Here is a 24,197-nt window from a genome sequence, read left to right on the forward strand (position 1 = left end):
CAGCAACTATTTTGTTTATAAGGAATGATATATATTAGGAAGTCTTATTTAGATAGATAGGTTTTGTTCGTTATAATTGCAATTGAGAATTGATTAAGATTAAAATGTATATAAGGAAATATCTTGCAATATTTTAAGGGTATAAAGGGTGGGTTATTTTAAAAACGGTGAAAAAACATGAATTATATATTGGTGTAAAATCTCCAAAACCCTTGATATATAAGCATTTTTGAACTACAGTGAAAGACAGCAAACCCTTTCAAAAAAATAGAGAAGGATGAATAAATTAATGAATAAAATCATATTAGCAGCAGATATTGGTGGAACAACATGTAAATTAGGTGCTTTTGACGAAAATCTTGATCGCTTAGCAAAATGGTCAATTGATACTGATACGTCTGATGCTACTGGCTATTTACTACTAAAAAAAGTTTATGATTCTTTCGTAAATTACATAGATGAATCTGAATATGCTTTTTCAAACGTCATCGGTATCGGCATAGGTGTCCCTGGCCCAGTGAATTTCGAAACGGGCGAAGTAAATGGAGCAGTTAATTTATATTGGACTGAAAGTGTTAATGTACGACATATATTCCAACAATTTGTAGATTGTCCAGTTTACGTTGATAATGATGCGAACGTTGCAGCCTTAGGTGAAAAACATAAAGGCGCTGGAAATGGCTCAGATGATGTTGTGGCTATAACACTAGGAACTGGATTAGGTGGCGGTATTATTTCTAATGGAGAGATTGTACACGGTCATAACGGTTCTGGCGCAGAGATTGGACACTTTAGAGTAGATCATGATCAGCGTTTCCGTTGTAATTGCGGCAAGTCAGGTTGTATTGAAACCGTAGCCTCTGCAACCGGTGTAGTTAATTTAGTCAATTTTTATTATCCTAAATTAACGTTTAAATCATCAATTTTGCAGTTAATTAAAGATAATGAAGTAAGTGCAAAAGCAGTATTCGATGCGGCTAAGGCTGGAGATCAATTCTGTATTTTCATTACTGAACGTGTAGCAAATTATATTGCCTACCTATGTAGTATTATTAGCGTTACAAGTAATCCTAAATATATTGTTTTAGGTGGTGGCATGTCCACTGCTGGTTTGATATTAATTGAAAATATTAAAACAGAGTATCATAATTTAACATTTACACCCGCACAACAAGGTACAGAAATCGTTCAAGCACAACTTGGAAATGATGCTGGTATTACCGGAGCAGCCGGGTTAATTTATACTTATATAATTGAAAAGGATGGTGTTAAATAATGGCTATTGTTGATGTAGTTGTTATACCAGTTGGTACAGATGGTCCGAGTGTTAGTAAATATATTGCAGAAATACAAACAAAATTAAAAGAATTTAAAGCGCAAGGCAAAATAGATTATCAATTGACTCCTATGAACACTTTAATCGAAGGTGACTTAAAAGATTTATTTGAGGTTGTTCAAGCAATTCATGAATTACCTTTTGATAAAGGCTTAGACCGTGTCTGTACGAATGTAAGGATTGATGATCGTCGTGATAAGTCTCGCAAAATGAATGATAAAGTGAAAGCTGTCCAAAATCATTTGGAAAATGGAGGCAACTAGGGTGAGGATTTCGAGTTTAAGTTTAGGTTTAGTTGATACAAATGCATATTTTATTGAAAATGATAAGCAAGTCATTTTAGTAGATCCTGCTAGTGATAGCGAGTTAATTATTAAAAAACTAAATCAAATTAATAAATCACTAAAAGCGGTATTGTTAACACATGCACATTTTGATCATATTGGTGCTTTAGATGATATTGTAAAAAAATATGATGTGCCAGTCTATATGCATAAATCAGAATTTGATTTTTTAACAAATACAGAAAAAAATGGTTCTGAAAAGTTCAAACAATATGGCATGCCAATTATAAAAAGCAAAGCAACACCAATAGAACTTAAAGAAGGTAAAATGCAAATCGCTGACTTTAATTTCGAAGTCCTTCACACACCAGGACATTCTCCAGGTAGTTTGTCATTCGTCTTTAATGAATTTGCAGTTGTTGGTGATACTTTATTCAATCAAGGTATAGGCAGAACTGATTTATATAAAGGTGATTATGAAACTTTAGTTAATTCAATATTAGATAAATTGTTCAAACTAGACGATGATTTACCATTATTCCCAGGTCATGGGCCGCACACTACAGTAGAGGATGAGCAATTAAATCCATATCTACACGGTTAATGTATCGTCATCTCAATTAAGATTATAAAAATGATTGAAAAATAAAATAAGTAAAGTAATTCTATCACCTCCTACGTGTTTATAAGTAGGAGGTGATTTTTTGAAGTTATTATTTAATAACATACTTGAGAAAGCAATTCAGAGCAATGCTACTGATATACACTTTATACCTTCTGAAAAGGAAGTGCATATCAAATTTAGAATTCAGGATGATCTAACTTTTATTGAGTCGATTCAGATACATGTTTATAGAAAACTGCTTACTTATATGAAATATCAAGCTGGATTAGATGTATCAAAACATAATTCGGCACAAAGTGGAAGATACATATATAAACTAAAACAAATATTTTATTTAAGAATCTCAACGTTACCATTGTCTCTCGGTAATGAAAGTTGTGTCGTTAGAATCATTCCTCAATACTTTCAAAAGCAAAGTATCTCCCATAATATTGAAAAATTGTATACATTAATGAATAAAAAGCAAGGTTTAATATTGTTTAGTGGTCCAACTGGATCTGGTAAAAGCACGTTAATGTATCATATGGTTATATATGCAAAAGAAAAGTTAGGCTTAAATATCATAACAGTGGAAGATCCGGTGGAACAGTTAGTTGAGGGTATTACTCAAGTTTCTATCAATGAAAAAGCAGGTATTAATTATGAGAGTTCTTTTAAAGCGATACTAAGGTGTGATCCAGACATTATACTTATTGGTGAAGTTAGAGATTCTACAATAGCAAAATATGTAATACAAGCAAGTTTAAGTGGTCACTTGGTACTTACTACAATACATGCTAACAATTGTAAGGGCGCGTTATTAAGATTATTAGAAATGGGCATAACCAAACAAGAAATTAATCAATCTATTTTGAGTGTATTAAACCAAAGACTGATTACAACGTATAACAGTGAAAGAAAATTGATTTATGAACAGTTACTACAACATGATATAAGTTATTTTTTTAATAATGATTACACATTACCGAAGCATTTTCATAATTTATCCTTTCATTTAAACCAAATGTCTAAAGAAGGTGTGATATGTGAAGAAACAGTTGATCGCTATATTTAAAACACCTAAATATAAGATAATAACCGAGAAAAATCAAATAGAACTTTTAATAAGATTAAAAGATTTACTAGAACATGGATTCACACTTTCTGAAGCCTTTAGCTTTTTATTAAAACATATTAAAGTTAAATCACCTAAAGTAACCGCATTAATTGAAGAAGAAGTAAAAAATGGTGCAAACTGTCATCAAATACTTCACATATTAAAATACCCGCAACCTGTTGTGATGCTTATTTATTTCTCAGAGCTATTTAGTGATTTACCTATGAGTTTAGCGCATGCACATGATTATTTATCGAGAAATTATAATGCTAAAAAAGCGTTATTTAAAACACTTCAATATCCTTTACTATTATTAACAATCTTTATAACAATGTTAATCGTTCTAAATCACACTATTATTCCAGAATTTCAAAATTTATATAACAATATGGATGTCCAAATATCGACTTTACAACTATTTTTATCGACATTTATTGTTTGTTTTCCTACCTTCATTACTTACCTCATTATATTTCTATTTATTACCTCAATAGCCTTTATCCTTTATTACAATACTTTATCAATACAGCATAAACATAAGTTTGTTTTAGCAGTACCTATCATACGTAAATTTTTCAAACTTTATAAAACGTATCGAATTGCCTCTGAATTCTCATTGTTTTATAAAAATGGTGTGAACTTACAAAAAATAGTGGGAATTTATGCTCAACAACAGGATGATAAATATTTAAAATTTTTAGCTGATCAAATAACACGCGGAACACAAAATGGATTAACACTCAGTGAAATTTTAACTAGCATCGCTTGTTTTGAAAAAGGATTAACAGAATTTATAGAAGAAGGTGAGAAAAAAGGTAGAGTTGAAATAGAATTAAAATTATATAGCGAGATAGTCATTGCACAAATAGAACGTTATTTGCAACAACTCATAAAATTCATTCAACCTTGTATATTCACATTATTAGCTTTTCTTATCATATCTTTATATCTCGTTATTATGTTACCAATGTTTGATTTAATGCAAACAATAAAATGAAAAGGAAAGGGGCATATAATTTTTTTGAAAAACCTTAAAAAACAGTTTAATAAAGAAGCGTTTACACTTATTGAAATGTTGCTTGTTTTATTAATCATAAGTTTATTGCTTATCTTAATCCTACCTAACATTGCAAAACAGTCATCACATATACAAGCTACTGGTTGTGAAGCTCAACTAAAAATGGTAGACAGCCAAATTGAAGCTTATTCATTAAAATATAATAAAAAGCCAACATCAATTGATGATCTTGTATCAGAAGGATATATTAATGAAAGTCAAAAGCAATGTAAAACTGGTTCCACAATTTCAATAAATAATGGTGAAGCAGTTGCTAACTAGTAAGGCATTTACTTATATAGAAATGCTATTGGTTTTAGGTATAATAAGTTTGTTATTATTTTTGCAAGTAAGACACATCTCTATAAATGCTTCCTCACTCCAATCAAATAATCATTCTATGACGAATCTTATTATGCAATTTAACTATTTAAAATCGAAAGCAATTAAAGATAATAAACCAATTACTTTAATATTCAACACTTTTTCATCAAAAATTATTGTTAGAGAACCCCAACATGAAAATCCTCCTATAAAGTTAACTCATAATACTTATATTCATCCTAGAACAAATGTGAATTATTTAACCTTTGATAAAAATGGTGATACTAATAAATTTGGAACTCTTTACCTATCAAGAAATAACCGTTTATATAAAATTGTTTTCCATATTGAAAAAGGAAGGATGAGATTTGAAAAAATATAATGTCACTGCTTCTTTATTTTTAGATGCTATTATTTCTTTCTCAATTATCACTATGGTCTGTGTATTGTTTTTACCAATGTTATTACAATTAAATCAATCTACAAAAGAAAAACTGTCAGAAATAGAAATGAAAAGAATCCTACTTCTTTCAATGCATAACTACAGCAAATCTGAATTGAAAAAAGGTTTGATTTTGGATGGCTATAGTTTAACTCTCAAAGCGAATAAAATTTGTATAATAAAAAAGGAAACAAAAAATGAAATTTGCTATTATAAAAAAGATTAGTGCTTTCACTTATATCGAGATGCTTTTTGCATTAATGATAACTGTATTGTTACTAACTATAATTCCTGGAATATTTAAATCGACTACAGCCTTGGGTTTTCTAGCAAATGATCATCTAAATATAGAAAGTGAATTTTTTGCGAGAGATTTAACTCAAGACTTAATGAATAAAAAGGCAAATATAATCATAGATAAATCAAAAGAGACTCAACTTTTGATTAAAGAGGAAAATAAACTTATATCTTATAACTTTAAAAATAATAAAATTATTAAGTCTATTAATGGAAAGGGAAATATCACAATACTTAATAACGTAAAGGCGATAAAATTTCGAATACTAAAAAATAAATCTTTACTTGTTAACTTGAAAATATTTGATAAGGATAAGACATTTGAAAAACAAATACTTTTTTAATATATCGGGCTATATATATCCTTTTGTGATGGTCATATTTATGCTATATTTATCTTTAATAACAAACTACACGTTCCAATTTAGCGTTCAGCTAAAAACGTTAGATAATATTGAAGCTTATTATGAAAAGCAAATTAACTTATTTATAAAAAAGGAAGATATTTTTGAAAAATAACAATTTAGAGCCAATAATCCTTATAGGATTTATGGGTACTGGCAAAACAACTTTAGGTAAATATCTTGCTAAAGCTGAACACCTCACTTATGTCGATTTAGATGCCTATATCGTTCAACAAGAGAACAAAACAATTCCTAATATTTTTAACCAACTAGGTGAAAGTGGTTTTCGAGCACTAGAATATAAGTATTTAAAACAGTGTATGGATCGTTTTGATATCATTTCTACTGGTGGTGGCATTATAGAAAGTGATAAGTCATTTGACTTTTTAAAACAACAAACCAAAATTATTTGGTTAGATTGTGATTTGACAATTGTTTACAATAGAATCAAGAATGATAGCAATAGACCAAATGCTAATAATAAATCACTTTTTGATTTAAAAAGCTTGTATTCATCTAGGGTTTCAAGATATAATGAAATCGCATTCATAAAAGTGAATAGTAGTAATTCTCTTTCAGATTTACACAAAGAAATCAAGAAAGAGTTAACATGCGAATGACCAGTATTAGAGAGAATGGCAGGTTATATTATATATAACATTAGACCATCGCCGAAGGTGCAAGTTTAACGAAACTCTCAGGCAAAAGGATAATACTGTGACGCATTCCTGGAGTGTCATAAACAGGGTAGATTAGTCTACTCTGTTTTTTTTTATAAAATTTTTAGGAGGTTTCTTCATGTCTAACGAACTTAAACATACACCGCTTTACCAAAATTTTGTTGATAGCGGGGCTAAAATTGTGGAATTTGGTGGCTGGGCAATGCCAGTTCAGTTTTCAAGTATAAAAGAAGAACATAATGCAGTAAGAACTGAAATTGGCTTGTTTGATGTAAGTCATATGGGAGAAATTATTATTAAAGGTTCTGAAGCAGATAAATTAGTACAATATCTTCTTTCAAATGATATTGAAAACTTAACTACTACTAAAGCTCAATATACCGCGCTATGTAATGAAAATGGTGGGATTATTGATGATTTAATTACTTATAAATTAGATGAAAAAGTTTATCTATTAGTAGTAAATGCTGGAAATACAGATAAAGATTTTGAATGGATGAAAGAAAATGCTATAAATTTTGATGCAGAAGTAATTAATGCATCAAATGACTATGGTCAATTAGCAATTCAAGGCCCGAAAGCACGTGATTTGGTTAAACAACATGTTAACGTTGACGTAGCAGAAATGAAACCTTTTGATTTTAAACAAAACGTTGAATTCTTTGGAAAGAATGTAATCCTTTCACAGTCAGGTTATACAGGTGAAGATGGCTTCGAAATTTATTGTAATGCAGAAGATACACCTGACTTGTGGGAAAAAATTCTTGAATTCGATGTACAACCTTGTGGACTAGGTGCAAGAGACACGTTAAGACTTGAAGCTGGACTGCCGCTACATGGTCAAGACTTAACAGAGTCTATAACACCATATGAAGCTGGTATCGCATTTGCTGCAAAACCATTGATTGAAGCTGACTTTATTGGTAAAAGTGTACTAAAAGATCAAAAAGAAAATGGTTCTAAACGTAGAACTGTAGGTTTAGAAATGATAGACAAAGGCATTCCAAGAACTGGTTACACAGTCTATGATTTAGATGGCCATGAAATTGGTGAAATCACTTCTGGTACACAGTCGCCATTAAGTGGTAAATCAATTGGGTTAGCTTTAATCAATCGCGATGCTTTTGAAATGGGTAAAGAAGTGATTGTACAAGTTAGAAAAAGGCAACTTAAGGCTAAAATTGTTAAGAAAAACCAAATTACTAAATAATCCAAAGGGGTGTTACTATGAGTCATCGTTATATTCCATTAACAGAGCAAGATAAAAAGGAAATGTTAGATACTATTGGAGCTAATTCTATTAAAGAACTTTTTGGAGACGTTCCAAAAGATATTTTACTGGGAAGAGAATTAGCTATACTTGATGCTGAATCAGAAACAACATTAAGTAAGCGATTGAGCAGAATCGCAAACAAAAATATCACCAAAGAAACGCATTCATCATTCTTAGGTGCAGGGGTATATGATCACTATGCTCCAGCTGTTGTTGATTCAATGATTTCACGTTCAGAATTTTATACTGCTTATACACCTTATCAACCAGAAATTTCTCAAGGTGAATTACAAGCGATTTTCGAATTTCAAACGTTAATTTGTGAATTAACTGATATGGATATAGCAAACTCGTCAATGTATGATGGTATTACAAGTTTTGCAGAAGCATGTATTTTAGCTTTCAACCAAACACGTAAAAACAAAGTTGTTGTATCAAAAGGACTACATTATCAAGCTTTACAGGTATTAAGAACTTATGTTAAAACACGTGAAGAATTTGAAATCGTTGAAGTTGATTTAGATGGCACGATTACAGATTTAGAAAAGCTTGAAGCAGCGGTTGATGATGATACAGCAGCTGTTGCTGTACAATATCCAAACTTCTATGGTTCTGTTGAAGATTTAGAAAAAATCAATTCATTCATTGAAGACAAAAAGGCTTTAATGATTGTATACGCAAACCCGCTTGCATTAGGTTTATTAACACCTCCAGGTAGTTTCGGAGCAGACATAGTTGTCGGAGATACACAACCATTTGGTATACCTGCACAATTTGGTGGGCCTCATTGTGGGTTCTTCGCAACAACTAAAAAATTAATGAGAAAAATACCTGGCCGTTTGGTAGGACAAACCGAAGATGGAGATGGCAATCGTGGTTTTGTATTAACTTTACAAGCACGTGAACAACATATTCGTCGTGATAAAGCGACATCAAATATATGTTCAAACCAAGCATTAAATGCTTTGGCTTCCTCAATTTGTATGTCAGCTTTAGGTAAACAAGGTATTTATGATATCGCGGTACGAAACTTTGAAAATGCTAACTATGCAAAAGATCAATTCAAACAAGCTGGTTTTGAAGTTGCTAATGGCACATCTTTTAATGAGTTTGTAGTTAAATTCGACAAACCAGTTAAAGAAGTTAATGATGCTTTAATTGAAGAAGGAATTATTGGAGGATTTGACTTAAGTGAAGCTTCTGAAGACTTTAATAATCATATGTTAATTGCGGTAACAGAATTAAGAATGAAAGATGAAATAGACACATTTGTTAAGAAAGCGGGTGAATTAAATGGTAGTAAGTAAATCTAGTCCACTAATTTTTGAACGTTCTAAAAAGGATCGTTATGCATACTCGTTACCTCAGAAAGAAATTGATAATGGTGCTGTAGATAAATTACTAGATGATAAATTCATCAGAAAAAACAAAGCAGAATTACCAGAAGTTGCAGAATTAGATTTGGTTCGCCATTATACCGAACTCTCAAACAAAAACTTTGGCGTTGATTCAGGATTTTATCCATTAGGTTCATGTACGATGAAATATAACCCTAAAATTAATGAGAAAATTGCAAGAATACCAGGATTTGCAGAATCACATCCATTACAAGATGAATCACAAGTACAAGGCTCATTAGAAATTATTCATAGCTTGCAAGAAGAGTTAAAAGAAATTACAGGTATGGATGAAGTTACATTACAACCAGCTGCCGGTGCACATGGTGAATGGACTGCATTAATGATTTTCAAAGCCTATCATCAAAAAAATGGCGAAGGTCACCGTGACGAAGTTATTGTTCCTGATTCGGCTCATGGTACCAATCCAGCTTCAGCTGCATTTGCAGGATTCAAAGCAGTTACTGTTAAATCAAATGAGCGCGGTGAAGTTGATATTGATGATTTGAAACGCTTAGTTAATGAAAAAACGGCAGCAATTATGCTAACTAATCCTAATACTTTAGGGATTTTTGAAAAGAATATTATGGACATCAGAAATATCGTTCATGAAGCAGGCGGCCTATTATACTACGATGGTGCAAATTTAAATGCAATTATGGATAAAGTAAGACCAGGTGATATGGGATTTGACGCTGTACACTTAAACTTACACAAAACATTTACAGGTCCTCACGGTGGCGGTGGACCAGGTTCAGGTCCAGTCGGTGTTAAGAAAGAACTTGCTAGTTTCTTACCAAAACCTATGGTTATTAAAGAAGATAACGAATATAAATATGATAATGATATTGAAAATTCAATCGGTCGCGTTAAACCGTTCTACGGTAACTTTGGAATTTATTTAAGAGCATATACTTACATTCGTACAATGGGTAATAAAGGTCTTGAAGAAGTTTCAGAAGCTGCTGTGTTAAATGCTAACTATATTAAGGCTCGATTAAAAGACCACTTTGAAATACCATATGAACAATATTGTAAACACGAATTTGTGCTAAGTGGTTCTAAACAAAAAGAACACGGTGTGCGTACATTAGATATGGCTAAACGTTTGCTAGACTTCGGTGTTCATCCACCTACAATTTATTTCCCACTTAACGTGGATGAAGGTATGATGATTGAACCGACAGAAACTGAGTCAAAAGAAACTTTAGATTATTTCTGTGATAAAATGATTGAAATAGCTAATGAAGCTAAAGAAGATCCAGACAAAGTATTGGAAGCACCTCATACTACAATTATAGATAGATTGGATGAAACGAAAGCTGCACGTCATCCAGTATTGAAATTTGAAAATCTACGTTCAGAAAAAGAATAAAATATTTGAGTAATGAATACCCATGCTCATAACAAAAGTACTACTCCGTTGAAATTATAATCGGAGTAGTACTTTTTTATATTAAATTCTTATGATTAATCAAAATTGTTTCATTATGTCAAAGTATCTTATATCAAATAACCATAGTCATTTTAAAAAGCAATAAATCCAGTAAGGAAACCGTGACTAAATATTTGGATACATTTGTAGATATAAAAAATAGCGAATTATTCACCCATTAAGGTCAATAATCCGCTATAAAAATGAGTATGTAGAGTTAAGCTAATGTAAATCAAGTTTTATAAACACAATACTTATTTATACATTTATTTTTTTGACTTAATCTTACCAGTCCACTTTTTATACCCACCTTTTAACATGTAGATATCTTTATAACCATTCTTCTTTAATGTTCTAGCAGCACGATAACCCGCAATGCCGTTTGCATCACATAGATATATAGGTTGATCTGTTCTCAATCCCTGATATCTTTGCTTAAACGTTGTAATTGGAATGTTACGTGCACCGTTTATGTGTCCGTAATCATAATCCACTTTTTCTCTTACATCAATAACTTGAGCTTTGCGCAGACCATTATGAAATTCATTTTGGCTTAATTCTGTGACTGCTCTCTTGTTAAGAAGATAATTGATTAGCATGTAAGCGATGATTATTATTAATGCTGCTAACGCTATAAACCAAAAATTACTCATCTTGCATCCTCCCTAATTAACCGATATTATATATTATAAGACTGTTAGCACAATTTATCAAAATTTTTTATTTAATTTATTGGATAATGCTGACAAACTTAGACAATTAGTGCAAACGATAACATAAAATGAATATTAAAACAATTTAATTTATTGATTGGGGTTTTTAGTGTGACTGAATCTTGGAATTTTATAAATACAGGAAGTAACGATCCATATTTCAATATGGCAATGGACGAAGCGCTGCTTAATTTTGTTTCTAGGGGAGAAATTGATCCAGTTATTAGATTTTACACGTGGAATCCAGCAACATTATCTGTTGGTTATTTCCAAAGACTGACTAAAGAAATAGATATAGAAAAAGTACAAGAAAAGGGATATGGTTTAGTCAGACGTCAAACAGGTGGCAGAGGCGTGCTACATGACAAAGAACTTACATATAGTGTTATTGTACCAGAATCTCATCCGGAGATGCCCTCGACCGTAACAGAGGCATACAGAGTGATATCTGAAGGTTTGTTAGAAGGATTTCAAGCTTTAGGCTTTGAAGCATCCTTTTCAATCCCTCGTTCAAAAGAAGAACGTGAGAAATTAAAACAACCAAGAAGTGCTGTATGTTTTGATGCTCCTAGTTGGTATGAGTTAGTTGTAGAAGGGCGTAAAATAGCGGGTAGTGCGCAGATACGTCAAAAAGGCGTTATTTTACAACATGGTTCATTGTTACAAGACGTCGACATTGATGATTTATTCGATATGTTCATTTTTAAAAACGAGCGTTTAAAAGATAAAATGAAACAATCTTTCGTAGAAAAAGCAGTGGCGATTAATGATATTTCAGACCGACATATTACAATACCCGAAATGGAAGAAGCTTTTGAGATAGGTTTCAAGAAAGGATTGAATATTGATTTTAAACCACTAAACTTAACGCATAAACAACAAGAAGAAGTGAATGAACTTATTGAAAAATATAAAGCTGACGAATGGAATTATCGTAAATAAAATTATCGAAATCAAAAAATGGGAGGATACAGTCTTTAATGACTGTATCCTCCCATTTTTTGTTACATATAAAGTTAGATAGATTTAAATAAAAGTTTTAAGAGTAAGATAGCACAATAAAATTATTTTTTTCTATTGCGTCTTTTATATTTTCTTTGTGCGCGTTTATACTTTCGTTGATCTTCTGTTAAAAAGAAGAAGTAATATATCGCATATATAATCCCTGCAAATACAGCAAAACTAATTGCCATACTAACAAAACTGAATATAAATGAATCTAAATTGAGGATTAACCCAATTGCTGCGATTGCGATTATTATATAAAATATTGCTCGTTTCAATTTATAACACTCCTATTTAGTTGTTAACTCTGTTTATTATCGATACTAATGGTTGATAGGGCTTTTTGTCCTTTTTTAAGTTTCTTCTTATCTTTCTCGCTATAACCATCTCTAATGTCATTTATTGCCGAACTAAGGTCCTTATTTAATTTAGTGATGTTTTTCTTTTTACTCTTATCTTCATCACTCATTTTATCTTTATCAATATCATTCTCATATGTAGAGTGCGCAGAATCGATTTTATTCGTTATGTCAGTCAACTTGCCAAGAATCTTTTTATCATTTTTATTTTTTGTTACATCACTTTCAATATCATTATATTGATCAATTGCTTTTGCTATATTTTGATAATATTTGGATGATGCTTTTAAATTTGTTACTTTCTTTTTATTGTTTTTAGCCTGTTTAATGTTTTCTTTGTCTTTCTTAAGTGAAGCAACGTTTGTTTTTTCTTTGTCGATAGTTTGTTCTAATTCTTGAATACTACTTTTTAATTTATGATTTTCATCACGAAGTTGTGTGGTCTTTTCTTCTAAAGGACCTAAATTTTGACTACCACAACCTACTAGTAAACATGAAGCACTTAATATAGCTATAATTTTTTTCTTCATAACTCTCTCCTAATTCAAAAACTATATATTCACATAATAATTATGCTATCATTTTAATGTATAAAAAGAAAATGTACAAATTTATTGAATAGGAGGAAGACAGATGACTAGAATAGAAAAACTGAATTCTGCCTTAGAAACAAAACATTTGGAAGCGATTGTTGTATTAACCGATTTTAATAGAAGGTATTTATCAGGATTCACAGGTACAAGTGGCGCGCTTGTTATTACAAAAGATAAAAACTTATTGATTACAGACTTTAGGTACATAGAGCAAGCAACTTCCCAAGCTACTCAATTTGAGATCATTAAACAAAAAGGTGGTCTCATAGAAGAAGTGAAAGCACAATTGGAAAAGTTAAACGTCCAGAATGTAGGCTTTGAAGGTGATTTAGTCAGCTATGATACATACTTACAATTAAGCAAATCCTACATTAGCTTAATCAGTGTTTCTGGTTTAATTGAAAAAATCAGAGAAGTAAAAGATGATAGTGAAATTAAACTTATTCAAAAAGCTGCTGAAATTGTTGATGAGACGTATGAGTATATCTTAACTGTTGCAAAAGCAGGTATGACTGAACAGCAATTAAAAGCTAAATTAGAAAGTAAAATGTTAGAACTAGGCTCAGAAGGTACTTCATTTGATACAATTGTTGCCTCAGGAGTCAGAGGTGCGTTGCCACACGGTGTCGCAAGTGAAAAAGTTATTAATCAAGGTGAACTGATTACTTTAGATTTCGGTGCATATTATAAAGGTTATTCTTCTGATATCACACGTACGTTTGCTATAGGTGAACCAGATGCTAAACTTAAAGAAATATACAATATTGTCTTAGAAGCTAATATTAAAGGCATTGAAGCCGCTAAACAAGGTATTACAGGCAAAGCTTTAGATGCTATCGCTAGGGATTATATTACTGAACAAGGATATGGTGAAGCGTTTGGCCATTCTCTTGGACATGGGATAGGGTTAGATGTACACGAAGGACCCAATCTATCTAGAAAATCTGAAGCTAAATTAGAGATAAATAACTGTGTTACAATTGAACCTGGTATTTATTTAGACGGATTAGGCGGCGTTCGCATTGAAGATGACGTTTTAATTACAGAAAATGGTTGTGAATGCTTTACTAAATGCGCTAAAAACCTTATTATTTTATAGAAGACCTTATAATTGAGGAGGAAACTGAATGATTTCGGTTAATGATTTTAAGACAGGCTTAACAATTGCAGTAGATAATGGTATATGGAAAGTATTAGATTTCCAACACGTAAAACCAGGTAAAGGATCTGCATTTGTGCGTTCAAAATTACGTAATTTAAGAACTGGTGCTATTCAAGAGAAAACATTCAGAGGCGGCGAAAAAGTCGAAACTGCTATGATTGAAAATCACCGCATGCAATATTTATATGCAGATGGTGATACACATGTTTTCATGGATAATCAAACTTTTGAGCAAACAGAATTAGCAGCCGATTATTTAGAAAATGAATTGAATTTCTTAAAAGCTAATATGGAAGTTCAAATTCAAACTTACGAAAGTGAAACACTTGGCGTTGAATTGCCAAAAACTGTTGAACTTACAGTAACAGAAACAGAACCTGGTATAAAAGGTGATACTGCTAACGGAGCAACAAAATCAGCTACAGTAGAAACTGGTTATACACTAAATGTGCCGTTATTTGTAAATGAAGGCGACACACTTATAATTAACACAGGCGATGGTAGTTATATTTCAAGAGGTTAACACTTATAAAAATAAACATATTTATTATTTTTAGTTTAGCCATATTTATTAATAACCTTTCCAATTCACGAAACGTTGGAAAGGTTATTTTATTTTTTCATTTTATAATAAACAAACGACTGTTATAGTAGTATTATTCAAAAGAATTTAAACTTTATATCAATTAATTACAATAACATGGCCCCATTCCATTAAAAAAACGTTATAATAAATAGAATTATCATTAAATTATATCTATATAGAACTTTATAAAGAATAAACACTTTATTATTGAAAGCATGTATATGCTTGAATTGAACATTTCACTAAAGTAAAATAAACTAGGTAAATGAAAACAATCTGAAGGAGTCAGTACTTATGAATTTTAAAGAAATTAAAGAATTAATAGAAATTCTTGATCAATCTAGCTTGACTGAAATCAATATAGAAGATAAAGGCAACGTTGTTAATTTAAAAAAAGAAAAAGAAACTGAAATCATTACACCTCAAATTTCACAACAACCAATGCAACAAGTTTCACCGCAACAAGGTGTAATGTCAGCTCCTGTAAACACGCAAAGTTCAGAGGAAGTAAATACAAACGCAGTGGAAGACAACTTACAAACAATTAATGCACCAATGGTAGGGACATTTTATAAATCACCATCACCTGAAGAAAGCGCATATGTACAAGTTGGAGATTCAGTTACAAACGAATCAACAGTGTGTATCTTAGAAGCAATGAAATTGTTTAATGAAATACAAGCTGAAGTAACTGGAGAAATTGCTGAAATCCTAGTAGAAGACGGTCAAATGGTAGAGTATGGCCAACCGTTATTCAAGGTGAAATAATGAATAAAATATTAATTGCAAATAGAGGAGAGATTGCGGTAAGAATCATTCGTGCATGTCATGATTTAGGATTACAAACTGTGGCTATATACTCTGAAGGAGATAAAGACGCTTTACATACTCAAATTGCTGATGAAGCATATTGCGTTGGCCCAACACAATCTAAAGATTCTTATTTAAATATCCCAAACATTTTATCTATCGCAACATCAACAGGTTGTGACGGTATACATCCTGGCTACGGATTTTTAGCGGAAAATGGTGATTTCGCTGAACTATGCGAGGCCTGCCAACTGAAATTCATTGGACCAAGTTACGAATCTATCCAAAAGATGGGTATTAAAGACGTTGCTAAAGAAGAAATGAAACGCGCGGAAGTGCCTGTTGTCCCAGGCAGCGAAGGTCTTGTAAAGGATATCGACGATGCAAAAGGCATTGCCGATAAAATTGGTTATCCAGTTATTATTAAAGCAACTGCTGGCGGTGGCGGTAAAGGTATCCGTGTGGCTCGTGATGAAAAAGAATTGGAAACTGGCTTTAAAATGACACAACAAGAAGCGGAAACTGCGTTCGGTAATGGTGGTCTATATCTTGAAAAATTCATTGAGAATTTCAGACATATAGAGATTCAAATCATGGGTGATAGTTTTGGTAACGTTGTCCATTTAGGTGAACGCGATTGTACAATACAACGTAGAATGCAAAAACTTGTTGAAGAAGCGCCATCTCCAATTTTATCTGAAGAGAAACGTCAAGAAATGGGTAATGCTGCAGTCAGAGCAGCAAAAGCTGTTAATTATGAAAACGCAGGTACAATTGAATTTATATATGATTTAGATTCTAATGATTTTTACTTCATGGAAATGAACACACGAATCCAAGTTGAGCACCCAGTAACAGAAATGGTTACAGGTGTAGATTTAGTTAAATTACAATTGAAAGTTGCAATGGGCGAAAAATTGCCATTCAAACAAAAAGATATCAAAATAGAAGGTCATGCGATGGAATTCCGTATCAATGCTGAAAATCCATATAAAAACTTCATGCCTTCACCAGGTCAAATCACCCAGTATTTAGCACCAGGTGGCTTCGGCGTAAGAATTGAATCAGCATGTTATACTAATTATACGATTCCACCATATTATGATTCTATGGTTGCTAAGCTCATTGTGCATGAGCCAACTAGAGAAGAAACGATTATGACAGGTATACGTGCGTTAAGTGAGTATCTCGTTTTAGGTATAGATACTACGATTCCATTCCATATTCGTTTGTTAAATAATGAGATTTTCAGAAGCGGAGAGTTTAATACTAAGTTTCTTGAAAAATATAATATCATGGATGATCAAACTAAATAGGAGGTATGTGAAATGGTCAAAGTATCAGAAACCTCACATTCCAATTTAGGAAAAATAGAAATTGCACCTGAGGTATTAACAGTTATAGCAAGTATTGCAACAGCTGAAATAAAAGGGATACAAGGTCATTTTAAAGAATTAAAGGATAGTAGTATTGAAAGGTTTACTAGAAAGCAACTGAGTAAAGGTGTTAAAGTTGATACAAGAGAAGATGGTATCTATATTGATGTCTATTGTTCATTGTCCTACGGTATCAATATTTCAGAAACAGCAAAAACAATCCAAAGTACTATTTTTAATTCTGTAACAACGATGACCACAATTGAACCTAGCCAAATCAATGTTCATATTACACATATTGAACCAACCAATTAAAATTATATAAGCAAATTTACTTTTAAATACATTTGTAGATATGTAATAACGAATATTTCAATGTATTTGTTATTACGTTTCTCAAATGATTTACAAAAATACAATGCTTGAAGGAGTTTATAATGAGTCGAAAAGAATCCAGAACACAAGCCTTTCAAACTCTTTTTCAACTTGAAATGAAAAATAGCGAATTAACAATTGAAGAAGCAATTAGTTTTATTACAGATGAAAACCCAGACTTAGAATTCGATTTTATCAACTGGTTAGTAACTGGAGTAAAAGATCATGAAACGATTTTAGATGAAAAAATCCGACCACATTTAAAAGATTGGACACTAGACCGTTTATTGAAAACAGATCGCATTATTTTAAGAATGTCTACTTTTGAATTGTTACATAGTTCAACGCCACAAAAAGTAATTATAAATGAAGCTGTTGAATTAGCGAAACAATTCAGCGATGATGATCATTATAAATTCATCAATGGTGTATTGAGCAATATTGAATAAAAGAGTGATATAAAATGGCAGACTATTTAAGTGTTTCCGCATTAACTAAATATATTAAATACAAATTTGACCAAGATCCCCATTTACAATCTGTATTGATTAAAGGGGAATTGTCTAACTTTAAAAAGCATAGCAGTGGTCATCTTTATTTTAATGTGAAAGATAAAAACAGTGTCATTAGTGCAATGATGTTTAAAGGCAATGCTTCTAAAATTGATTTTGATCCTAAAGAAGGTGACGAAGTATTACTAGAAGCACGCGTTTCTGTTTATGAGCGTAGAGGGAATTATCAAATCTATGTTAATAAAATGCATATTGATGGGGTAGGTAATTTATACCAAAAATTAGAACAATTGAAAAAGAAATTAACTAAAGATGGTTTTTTTGATCAAAATCATAAAAAGTTAATTCCTAAATTCCCCAAAAAAATAGCAGTGTTAACTGCAGGTACTGGAGCGGCAATTAGAGATATTCATACGACGATAAATAGTCGATATCCACTAGCTGAACAAGTTCAAATTAATACTTTAGTACAGGGTGAACAAGCTAAAAATGATATCGTCGAAAAGATACAACAGGCTGATCAATTAAATGTTGATACAATTATCATAGGTCGTGGTGGTGGTTCTATAGAAGATTTATGGAACTTTAACGAAGAAGATGTAGTAAAAGCAATATATTTTTGTGAAACACCAATCATATCCGCAGTTGGACATGAAACTGATTTTACATTAAGTGACTTCGTAGCTGATGTACGTGCTGCTACACCAACACAAGCAGCAGTAATGGCAACACCCGATCAATATGAATTACGTCAATATTTAAAGCAAACGAACCTTTCACTCACTCGTTTTATTAAACAACATATGCAACAACAAAGAAAACACTTGGAACATGTATCTTCATATTACAAGTTCCAAACACCAACTTTGTTATATGACCAACAAATTCAAAAACGTGATGATTTAGAAAAGCAGTTAAGCCTATCAATGAATTTAAGAATTAAAAATGAACAGCAACAATTACAACTATTAACTAATAAGTTTAACTTGAAAAATTTCAAACAAAATATTAATAGAGAACAATTAACAAATAATCAAAAGCGTACAGATTTAAATAAAGTCATGAATAATTTTATTACCAATCAACGAAATAAACTTGCTAGTAAACTAGAAAGCTTAAATAATCTAAGTCCAACAAACACAATGTTACGTGGCTATACAATTGTGAATAAAGATGATGATGTAATAACGAGTACGAATGACTTAGCTGAAAATGATAACATTGTATTAACAATGAAAGATGGCGTTGTTGATGCACAAGTTAAGAAAGTAAGGTGTAAAGATGAGTAATAGTAATACACAAAGTTTTGAAGAAATGATGAAAGAACTCGAAGGTATCGTTCAAAAACTTGATAATGAAAATGTATCATTAGAAGAATCTTTAAATTTATATCAACGTGGTATGAAATTATCTGCAACTTGTGATGAAACATTGAAAGATGCTGAAAAGAAAGTTAATGAGCTCATGACTGATGAAAATGTTGAAAATGAGGAGACGATTGATAACGATGGCGAATAACAAGATGAATAATTTAATAGAAGAAATTAATCAAAAGTTATCTACAACTGTTCCAGAGTCTTCACTCAACACTAATATAGAAGAGAGTATGCGTTATTCTTTAGAAGCAGGCGGTAAACGAATAAGACCTGTCTTATTATTATTAACTTTAGATATGTTATCAAATGAATATAAATCCGGATTATCATCTGCCTTAGGATTAGAAATAGTCCACACATATTCATTAATTCACGATGATTTGCCACCGTTAGACAATGATGATTATCGTAGAGGTAAACTTACAAATCATAAAGTTTTTGGTGAATGGAAAGCGATACTTGCTGGAGATGCACTACTTACCAAAGCTTTTGAAATCATTACCAATGACTCAGATCTAACTGATACTGTTAAAATTAAGCTGGTTAAACGTTTATCATATGCGAGCGGACACTTAGGTATGGTAGGTGGCCAAGCTTTAGATATGCAAAGTGAAGGCTCATCAATAGATTTAAATACACTTGAAAAAATTCATAACGCTAAAACGGGTGCGCTACTTAAATTTGCAGTTATGGCTGCAGTTGATATTGCTGAACCAGAACAATCTGTGGCAGATCTGTTAGAAACATACAGTGAACATTTAGGTTTAATGTTTCAAATTAAAGATGATTTGCTAGATATCTATGGCGATGAAGCAAAATTAGGAAAAGCAGTAGGTAGTGATATCGAAAATGATAAAAGTACTTACGTATCTTTATTAGGCCAAACTGGTGCAGAAGAGAAGTTGAAGTTTCACGCTGATGCCGCTTATCAGTGCTTAAATGAATTACCGGAATCATATAATACTCAAGACCTTGAAGGTATTATTGAATTATTTAATAATCGTGAATCATAATACGATGCTTTAGAACATTATTTATAACTTTTTCCATCTTTAAATAATGTTCAGTTAATAAAATACTTAATAGCTCAAAGAATCATGCTACGTATATGTAGTGTGATTTTTTATTGAGTGAAAATATATTATTCAATAATTATTCATCAATTTAATGATTCTTTACATAATTTGCTGAAATTTTACAATTCATATTTGTATACCTTATAGTGACATTTTACTGATATATAGCATAATTAACGTGATATATTTAGTGATATTTCAAATTAACTTTAGTAGTAGAATTCTTATGCTTGTGGTAAAATAAATGTATAAATATTCGTTTACAGAGGTGCTATACATGGCTAAAAAATCAGTGAGACATATAAAAATACGAGAAATCATTTCAAATGAAAAGATAGAAACACAAGATGAATTAGTAAAGCGTTTAAATGAGTACGAATTGAACGTCACTCAAGCAACTGTTTCAAGAGACATTAAAGAGTTGCAACTTATAAAGGTACCGACTCCTGCAGGACAATATGTCTATAGTTTGCCAAATGATCGAAAATATCATCCTTTAGAAAAATTAGGTCGCTATTTAATGGATTCTTTTGTAAACATTGATGGAACAGGCAATTTATTAGTTCTAAAAACATTACCTGGTAATGCTCAATCAATCGGTGCAATTTTAGACCAAATTGATTGGGAAGAAGTTTTAGGAACTATTTGCGGTGATGATACTTGTTTAATTATCTGTAGAGATGATTCTGCGAGCGAAAAAATTAAGACACGCATCTTTAATTTATTATAAGTATAAGGAAGTGATATAAGGATGCTACAAACTTTATCTATTAAGCAATTTGCAATCATTGATGAATTAGAAGTGCATTTTGGTGAGGGCTTAACAGTATTAAGCGGTGAAACAGGTGCAGGCAAATCAATTATCATTGATGCAATTGGTCAACTCATTGGCATGCGTGCTTCTTCAAATTATGTAAGACATGGGGAAAAGAAATCAATTATTGAAGGTATCTTCGACATTGATGAGAGTAAAGAAGCTATTTCCATATTACGTGATTTATCAATTGATATAGACGAAGATTTTTTATTAGTTAAAAGAGAAATCTTTAGTTCTGGAAAAAGTATGTGTAGAGTGAATAATCAAATTGTTACATTACAAGACTTGCGAAAAATAATGCAAGAATTGTTAGATATACATGGTCAGCATGAAACGCAATCATTATTAAAGCAAAAATATCATTTACAATTATTAGATAATTATGCAGAGGATACATATAAATCTTTGCTTGATGATTATGTGTCTACTTTTGATCAATATAAAGCTAAAAAGAAAGAACTTGAAGATTTGGAAACTGCAGATCAAGCACTGCTTCAGCGATTGGATTTACTTAAATTTCAATATGAGGAATTACAGGAAGCTCAATTAACTGATGAAGAAGTTTCACAACTTGAAACAGATATTAAACGCATTCAAAACTCTGAAAATTTAAGCCTAGCACTAAACAATGCACATCTAACATTAACTGATGAACATGCAATTACCGATCGTTTGTATGAATTAAGTAACCAACTTCAGTCAATTAGTGATATTTTGCCTGATAAATATGATCGCCTTAAAGAAGAGGTAGATCAATTTTACTACACATTAGACGATGCGAAACATCAGCTATATGATGAACTCACAAACACTGAATTTGATGAACAATATCTTAATGAACTAGAAGCTAGAATGAACGTATTAAATAGCTTGAAACGCAAATATGGCAAAGATATTAGTGAGCTTATTGTTTACCAAGATAAATTGGATAATGAAATCAACAAAATTGAGAACTATGAAGAGAGTACGTCACAATTGCGTGAAGAAATAGAATCACTTTATGATAAAGTTTTCAAGTTAGGTGAAAAATTATCTCAAGAACGTCGTGTTGTAGCTCAATCACTGCGAGACAATATTGTGGATGAAATTCAAAACTTACAAATGAAAGACGCGAACTTAGAAATTTCCTTTAAACCATTAGATACACCTAACCGTGAAGGCATTGAATTTGTAGAATTTCTAATAAGCCCTAATAAAGGTGAACCGCTTAAAAGCTTAAATAAAATCGCTTCTGGAGGAGAATTATCTAGAATTATGTTGGCGCTCAAAACAATCTTTGTAAAAACAAGAGGGCAAACAGCGATTTTATTTGATGAAGTAGATTCTGGTGTTTCAGGTCAAGCAGCACAGAAGATGGCTCAGAAAATGAAAGACTTAGCACAACATATACAAGTAATCTGCATTTCTCATTTACCACAAGTAGCGACAATGAGTGATCAACATTTATTTATTAGTAAAGCTTCTAAAGATGACAGAACAACTACTCATGTTAAAGAATTAACCGGTGAAGAACGTATTGATGAAGTAGCAAGAATGATTTCTGGAGCAAGTGTTACTGAGCTTACACGTCAGAATGCTAAAGAAATGATAGAACAAAATCACCTTAATGATTAATAATGCGAACGTATAAATACTACTTTACTTATAGGGAAAGGTGTTGGTTTTCATGCAATATCAACATTTAATTGATCCGACTACAACTTTAAAAGGTAATATAGCCATTTTATATGCAAATGATGAAAAGATGCTTTCAGTCGTGATAGAAGCACTTACTTTAACAGATATAGAAGTGTTTTTATATGATACACATGATCCTACTGAAATCATTAGATCTTTTAATATAGATGCACGATTATTAAACAGAATTCACATTTATACATTTGATGATGAAAATGAATTATTTAAACAATGTGCACAAGATTTATCACGCGGTAAAGTTTCGATGTTAATGAAAGGTAATTTAACGTCTTCATCATTACTATCTTTTGTTTTAAGTAATAAAAATTTTATAGAAAATCATGGTTTTCTAAGTCATGTCGCATGTTTCGATATACCAAATTATCATAAAACATTAATGATGAGTGATGTTGCTTTAAACATTTCACCTTCAGTAGAGGAAAAAAGACAAATTATTAAAAATTTGTCAGTATTTAGTAAGGCATTAGGTTATGAACAATTTAAAGTAGGTTTATTATCATCTGTCGAAAAAGTTACAAGGAAAATCCCATCTTCTACGGATTCTGAAAAAATCAAAAATATTTTTAATAGAGATATGGATGATTATTTAATTGTTGACGGTCCTCTAGCTTTTGATAATGCAATCAGTATGGAAAGCGTTATTAAAAAGAATATAAAGTCTACTGTAGCTGGTGATGTCGATGCTTTGCTTGTATCACATATTGATGTTGGCAACGCGTTATACAAGTCATTCACATACTTTGGTGGTGCACGTGTAGCAAGCCTAGTTTTAGGCGCAAAATTTCCAATTGTACTTACTTCTAGAGCTGATAATAAACAAAACAAACTTGATTCATTATTGTTAGCCCTAAAAGTTTTAAATTGACCTTGCTATGAAAGGCTCATTTTACTTGTTGCCATATAAAATAGGTTATTAATTTTATATTTTGTCTATTTGATGTAAAATATAAGTGGATATTATAAATAGTTTAATATAATCCTTTTATGTGCGATGACTTTTTCAAAGTTGACTATTTATTTCAACTTTGAAGCTGGTAATCTAGCCGTTGCATAATAATAAAAGCTATGTTCCTTGAGCAGTTAAAGTTA

General features: G+C 31.4%; 29 protein-coding genes and 1 riboswitch. Of the genes, 26 read left to right on the top strand and 3 right to left on the bottom strand.

Annotation, left to right across the window (positions count from 1 at the left end; genetic code table 11):
- The first annotated feature begins 289 nt into the window (after nucleotides 1-289).
- The 13 genes from AST02_RS02850 to gcvPB all read left to right on the top strand — a co-directional run bounded on the left by AST02_RS02850 (nucleotide 290) and on the right by gcvPB (nucleotide 10,590).
- Nucleotides 290-1,276 carry a glucokinase gene (locus AST02_RS02850; RefSeq protein ID WP_069815515.1) on the top strand — a complete coding sequence of 329 codons (987 nt, stop codon included), beginning with the start codon at nucleotides 290-292 and terminating at the stop codon, nucleotides 1,274-1,276.
- Nucleotides 1,276-1,599 carry an MTH1187 family thiamine-binding protein gene (locus AST02_RS02855; RefSeq protein ID WP_069815516.1) on the top strand — a complete coding sequence of 108 codons (324 nt, stop codon included), beginning with the start codon at nucleotides 1,276-1,278 and terminating at the stop codon, nucleotides 1,597-1,599. The genes AST02_RS02850 and AST02_RS02855 overlap by 1 nt, the downstream gene beginning before the upstream one ends.
- 1 nt (nucleotide 1,600) lies before the next feature.
- Nucleotides 1,601-2,224 (top strand): MBL fold metallo-hydrolase, encoded by a 624-nt coding sequence (locus AST02_RS02860; RefSeq protein ID WP_046465428.1) that lies wholly within the window; start codon nucleotides 1,601-1,603, stop codon nucleotides 2,222-2,224.
- A gap of 100 nt (nucleotides 2,225-2,324) precedes the next feature.
- Entirely contained in the window at nucleotides 2,325-3,299 is a 975-nt protein-coding gene (gene comGA / locus AST02_RS02865) for a competence type IV pilus ATPase ComGA (protein WP_069815517.1), read from the top strand.
- Entirely contained in the window at nucleotides 3,271-4,338 is a 1,068-nt protein-coding gene (gene comGB / locus AST02_RS02870; RefSeq protein ID WP_069815518.1) for a competence type IV pilus assembly protein ComGB, read from the top strand. Before comGA ends, comGB begins: the two co-directional genes overlap by 29 nt.
- A gap of 24 nt (nucleotides 4,339-4,362) precedes the next feature.
- The gene (gene comGC / locus AST02_RS02875; protein WP_081332954.1) at nucleotides 4,363-4,680 is read left to right on the top strand and encodes a competence type IV pilus major pilin ComGC; all 318 of its coding nucleotides are present in this window, start codon (nucleotides 4,363-4,365) and stop codon (nucleotides 4,678-4,680) included.
- Nucleotides 4,681-4,702: 22 nt separating this feature from the next.
- Complete coding sequence (locus AST02_RS02880) at nucleotides 4,703-5,104, top strand: competence protein (protein ID WP_256092380.1); 402 nt, start codon at nucleotides 4,703-4,705, stop codon at nucleotides 5,102-5,104.
- Nucleotides 5,091-5,390: a hypothetical protein gene (locus AST02_RS02885; protein WP_069815520.1), complete on the top strand. Its 300-nt coding sequence runs from the start codon at nucleotides 5,091-5,093 to the stop codon at nucleotides 5,388-5,390. Before AST02_RS02880 ends, AST02_RS02885 begins: the two co-directional genes overlap by 14 nt.
- Nucleotides 5,362-5,805: a competence type IV pilus minor pilin ComGF gene (gene comGF, locus AST02_RS02890; protein WP_069815522.1), complete on the top strand. Its 444-nt coding sequence runs from the start codon at nucleotides 5,362-5,364 to the stop codon at nucleotides 5,803-5,805. The genes AST02_RS02885 and comGF overlap by 29 nt, the downstream gene beginning before the upstream one ends.
- A 164-nt stretch (nucleotides 5,806-5,969) precedes the next feature.
- Entirely contained in the window at nucleotides 5,970-6,485 is a 516-nt protein-coding gene (locus AST02_RS02900) for a shikimate kinase (protein ID WP_046465421.1), read from the top strand.
- Nucleotides 6,482-6,588, top strand: a riboswitch (glycine riboswitch). It overlaps the preceding gene by 4 nt.
- A 75-nt stretch (nucleotides 6,589-6,663) precedes the next feature.
- On the top strand, nucleotides 6,664-7,755 hold the full coding sequence (gcvT, locus tag AST02_RS02905) for a glycine cleavage system aminomethyltransferase GcvT (RefSeq protein WP_069815524.1): 1,092 nt from the start codon (nucleotides 6,664-6,666) through the stop codon (nucleotides 7,753-7,755).
- Nucleotides 7,756-7,772: 17 nt separating this feature from the next.
- Nucleotides 7,773-9,125: an aminomethyl-transferring glycine dehydrogenase subunit GcvPA gene (gene gcvPA, locus AST02_RS02910; protein WP_069815525.1), complete on the top strand. Its 1,353-nt coding sequence runs from the start codon at nucleotides 7,773-7,775 to the stop codon at nucleotides 9,123-9,125.
- A complete protein-coding gene (gene gcvPB / locus AST02_RS02915) occupies nucleotides 9,112-10,590 on the top strand; it encodes an aminomethyl-transferring glycine dehydrogenase subunit GcvPB (RefSeq protein WP_002507512.1) in 1,479 nt (492 codons plus the stop codon). Before gcvPA ends, gcvPB begins: the two co-directional genes overlap by 14 nt.
- 326 nt (nucleotides 10,591-10,916) lie before the next feature.
- Here the strand turns inward: gcvPB and AST02_RS02920 are convergent, their stop codons facing one another.
- A complete protein-coding gene (locus AST02_RS02920) occupies nucleotides 10,917-11,303 on the bottom strand; it encodes a rhodanese-like domain-containing protein (RefSeq protein WP_046465418.1) in 387 nt (128 codons plus the stop codon).
- 171 nt (nucleotides 11,304-11,474) lie between these two features.
- Here AST02_RS02920 and AST02_RS02925 point away from each other — a divergent pair, with 171 nt between their 5' ends.
- Nucleotides 11,475-12,305 (top strand): lipoate--protein ligase family protein, encoded by an 831-nt coding sequence (locus AST02_RS02925; RefSeq protein ID WP_046465417.1) that lies wholly within the window; start codon nucleotides 11,475-11,477, stop codon nucleotides 12,303-12,305.
- A 122-nt stretch (nucleotides 12,306-12,427) separates the two neighbouring features.
- Here the strand turns inward: AST02_RS02925 and AST02_RS02930 are convergent, their stop codons facing one another.
- Together AST02_RS02930 and AST02_RS02935 are read right to left on the bottom strand one after the other, a co-directional pair.
- Nucleotides 12,428-12,646: an SA1362 family protein gene (locus tag AST02_RS02930; RefSeq protein ID WP_046465416.1), complete on the bottom strand. Its 219-nt coding sequence runs from the start codon at nucleotides 12,644-12,646 to the stop codon at nucleotides 12,428-12,430.
- Between the two features lie 23 nt (nucleotides 12,647-12,669).
- Entirely contained in the window at nucleotides 12,670-13,257 is a 588-nt protein-coding gene (locus AST02_RS02935) for a hypothetical protein (protein ID WP_069815527.1), read from the bottom strand.
- A 103-nt stretch (nucleotides 13,258-13,360) separates the two neighbouring features.
- Between AST02_RS02935 and AST02_RS02940 the strand changes: the two genes are divergently transcribed.
- From AST02_RS02940 to AST02_RS02995, 12 genes are all read left to right on the top strand, one after another.
- Nucleotides 13,361-14,419 (top strand): M24 family metallopeptidase, encoded by a 1,059-nt coding sequence (locus AST02_RS02940; RefSeq protein ID WP_069815529.1) that lies wholly within the window; start codon nucleotides 13,361-13,363, stop codon nucleotides 14,417-14,419.
- Nucleotides 14,420-14,447: 28 nt separating this feature from the next.
- A complete protein-coding gene (efp, locus tag AST02_RS02945) occupies nucleotides 14,448-15,005 on the top strand; it encodes an elongation factor P (RefSeq protein ID WP_002507518.1) in 558 nt (185 codons plus the stop codon).
- Nucleotides 15,006-15,362: 357 nt separating this feature from the next.
- Nucleotides 15,363-15,836 carry an acetyl-CoA carboxylase biotin carboxyl carrier protein gene (accB, locus tag AST02_RS02950; protein WP_046465413.1) on the top strand — a complete coding sequence of 158 codons (474 nt, stop codon included), beginning with the start codon at nucleotides 15,363-15,365 and terminating at the stop codon, nucleotides 15,834-15,836.
- Nucleotides 15,836-17,194: an acetyl-CoA carboxylase biotin carboxylase subunit gene (gene accC / locus AST02_RS02955; protein ID WP_069815531.1), complete on the top strand. Its 1,359-nt coding sequence runs from the start codon at nucleotides 15,836-15,838 to the stop codon at nucleotides 17,192-17,194. Before accB ends, accC begins: the two co-directional genes overlap by 1 nt.
- A gap of 12 nt (nucleotides 17,195-17,206) precedes the next feature.
- Nucleotides 17,207-17,569 carry an Asp23/Gls24 family envelope stress response protein gene (locus AST02_RS02960; protein WP_046465411.1) on the top strand — a complete coding sequence of 121 codons (363 nt, stop codon included), beginning with the start codon at nucleotides 17,207-17,209 and terminating at the stop codon, nucleotides 17,567-17,569.
- A gap of 122 nt (nucleotides 17,570-17,691) precedes the next feature.
- Entirely contained in the window at nucleotides 17,692-18,078 is a 387-nt protein-coding gene (gene nusB, locus AST02_RS02965; protein ID WP_046465410.1) for a transcription antitermination factor NusB, read from the top strand.
- A 14-nt stretch (nucleotides 18,079-18,092) separates the two neighbouring features.
- Nucleotides 18,093-19,430, top strand: a complete 1,338-nt coding sequence (gene xseA, locus AST02_RS02970; RefSeq protein WP_069815533.1) for an exodeoxyribonuclease VII large subunit — start codon at nucleotides 18,093-18,095, stop codon at nucleotides 19,428-19,430.
- Nucleotides 19,423-19,659: an exodeoxyribonuclease VII small subunit gene (locus AST02_RS02975; RefSeq protein ID WP_046465408.1), complete on the top strand. Its 237-nt coding sequence runs from the start codon at nucleotides 19,423-19,425 to the stop codon at nucleotides 19,657-19,659. Before xseA ends, AST02_RS02975 begins: the two co-directional genes overlap by 8 nt.
- On the top strand, nucleotides 19,649-20,530 hold the full coding sequence (locus AST02_RS02980; protein WP_046465407.1) for a polyprenyl synthetase family protein: 882 nt from the start codon (nucleotides 19,649-19,651) through the stop codon (nucleotides 20,528-20,530). Before AST02_RS02975 ends, AST02_RS02980 begins: the two co-directional genes overlap by 11 nt.
- Before the next feature lie 340 nt (nucleotides 20,531-20,870).
- Entirely contained in the window at nucleotides 20,871-21,323 is a 453-nt protein-coding gene (gene ahrC, locus AST02_RS02985) for a transcriptional regulator AhrC/ArgR (protein ID WP_002507526.1), read from the top strand.
- A 21-nt stretch (nucleotides 21,324-21,344) separates the two neighbouring features.
- Complete coding sequence (gene recN, locus AST02_RS02990; RefSeq protein ID WP_069815536.1) at nucleotides 21,345-23,024, top strand: DNA repair protein RecN; 1,680 nt, start codon at nucleotides 21,345-21,347, stop codon at nucleotides 23,022-23,024.
- 52 nt (nucleotides 23,025-23,076) lie between these two features.
- Nucleotides 23,077-23,973 (top strand): phosphate acyltransferase, encoded by an 897-nt coding sequence (locus tag AST02_RS02995; protein ID WP_069815539.1) that lies wholly within the window; start codon nucleotides 23,077-23,079, stop codon nucleotides 23,971-23,973.
- The last annotated feature ends 224 nt before the right edge of the window (nucleotides 23,974-24,197 follow it).

Source organism: Staphylococcus equorum (assembly GCF_001747895.1).
Lineage (GTDB): Bacteria > Bacillota > Bacilli > Staphylococcales > Staphylococcaceae > Staphylococcus > Staphylococcus equorum_A.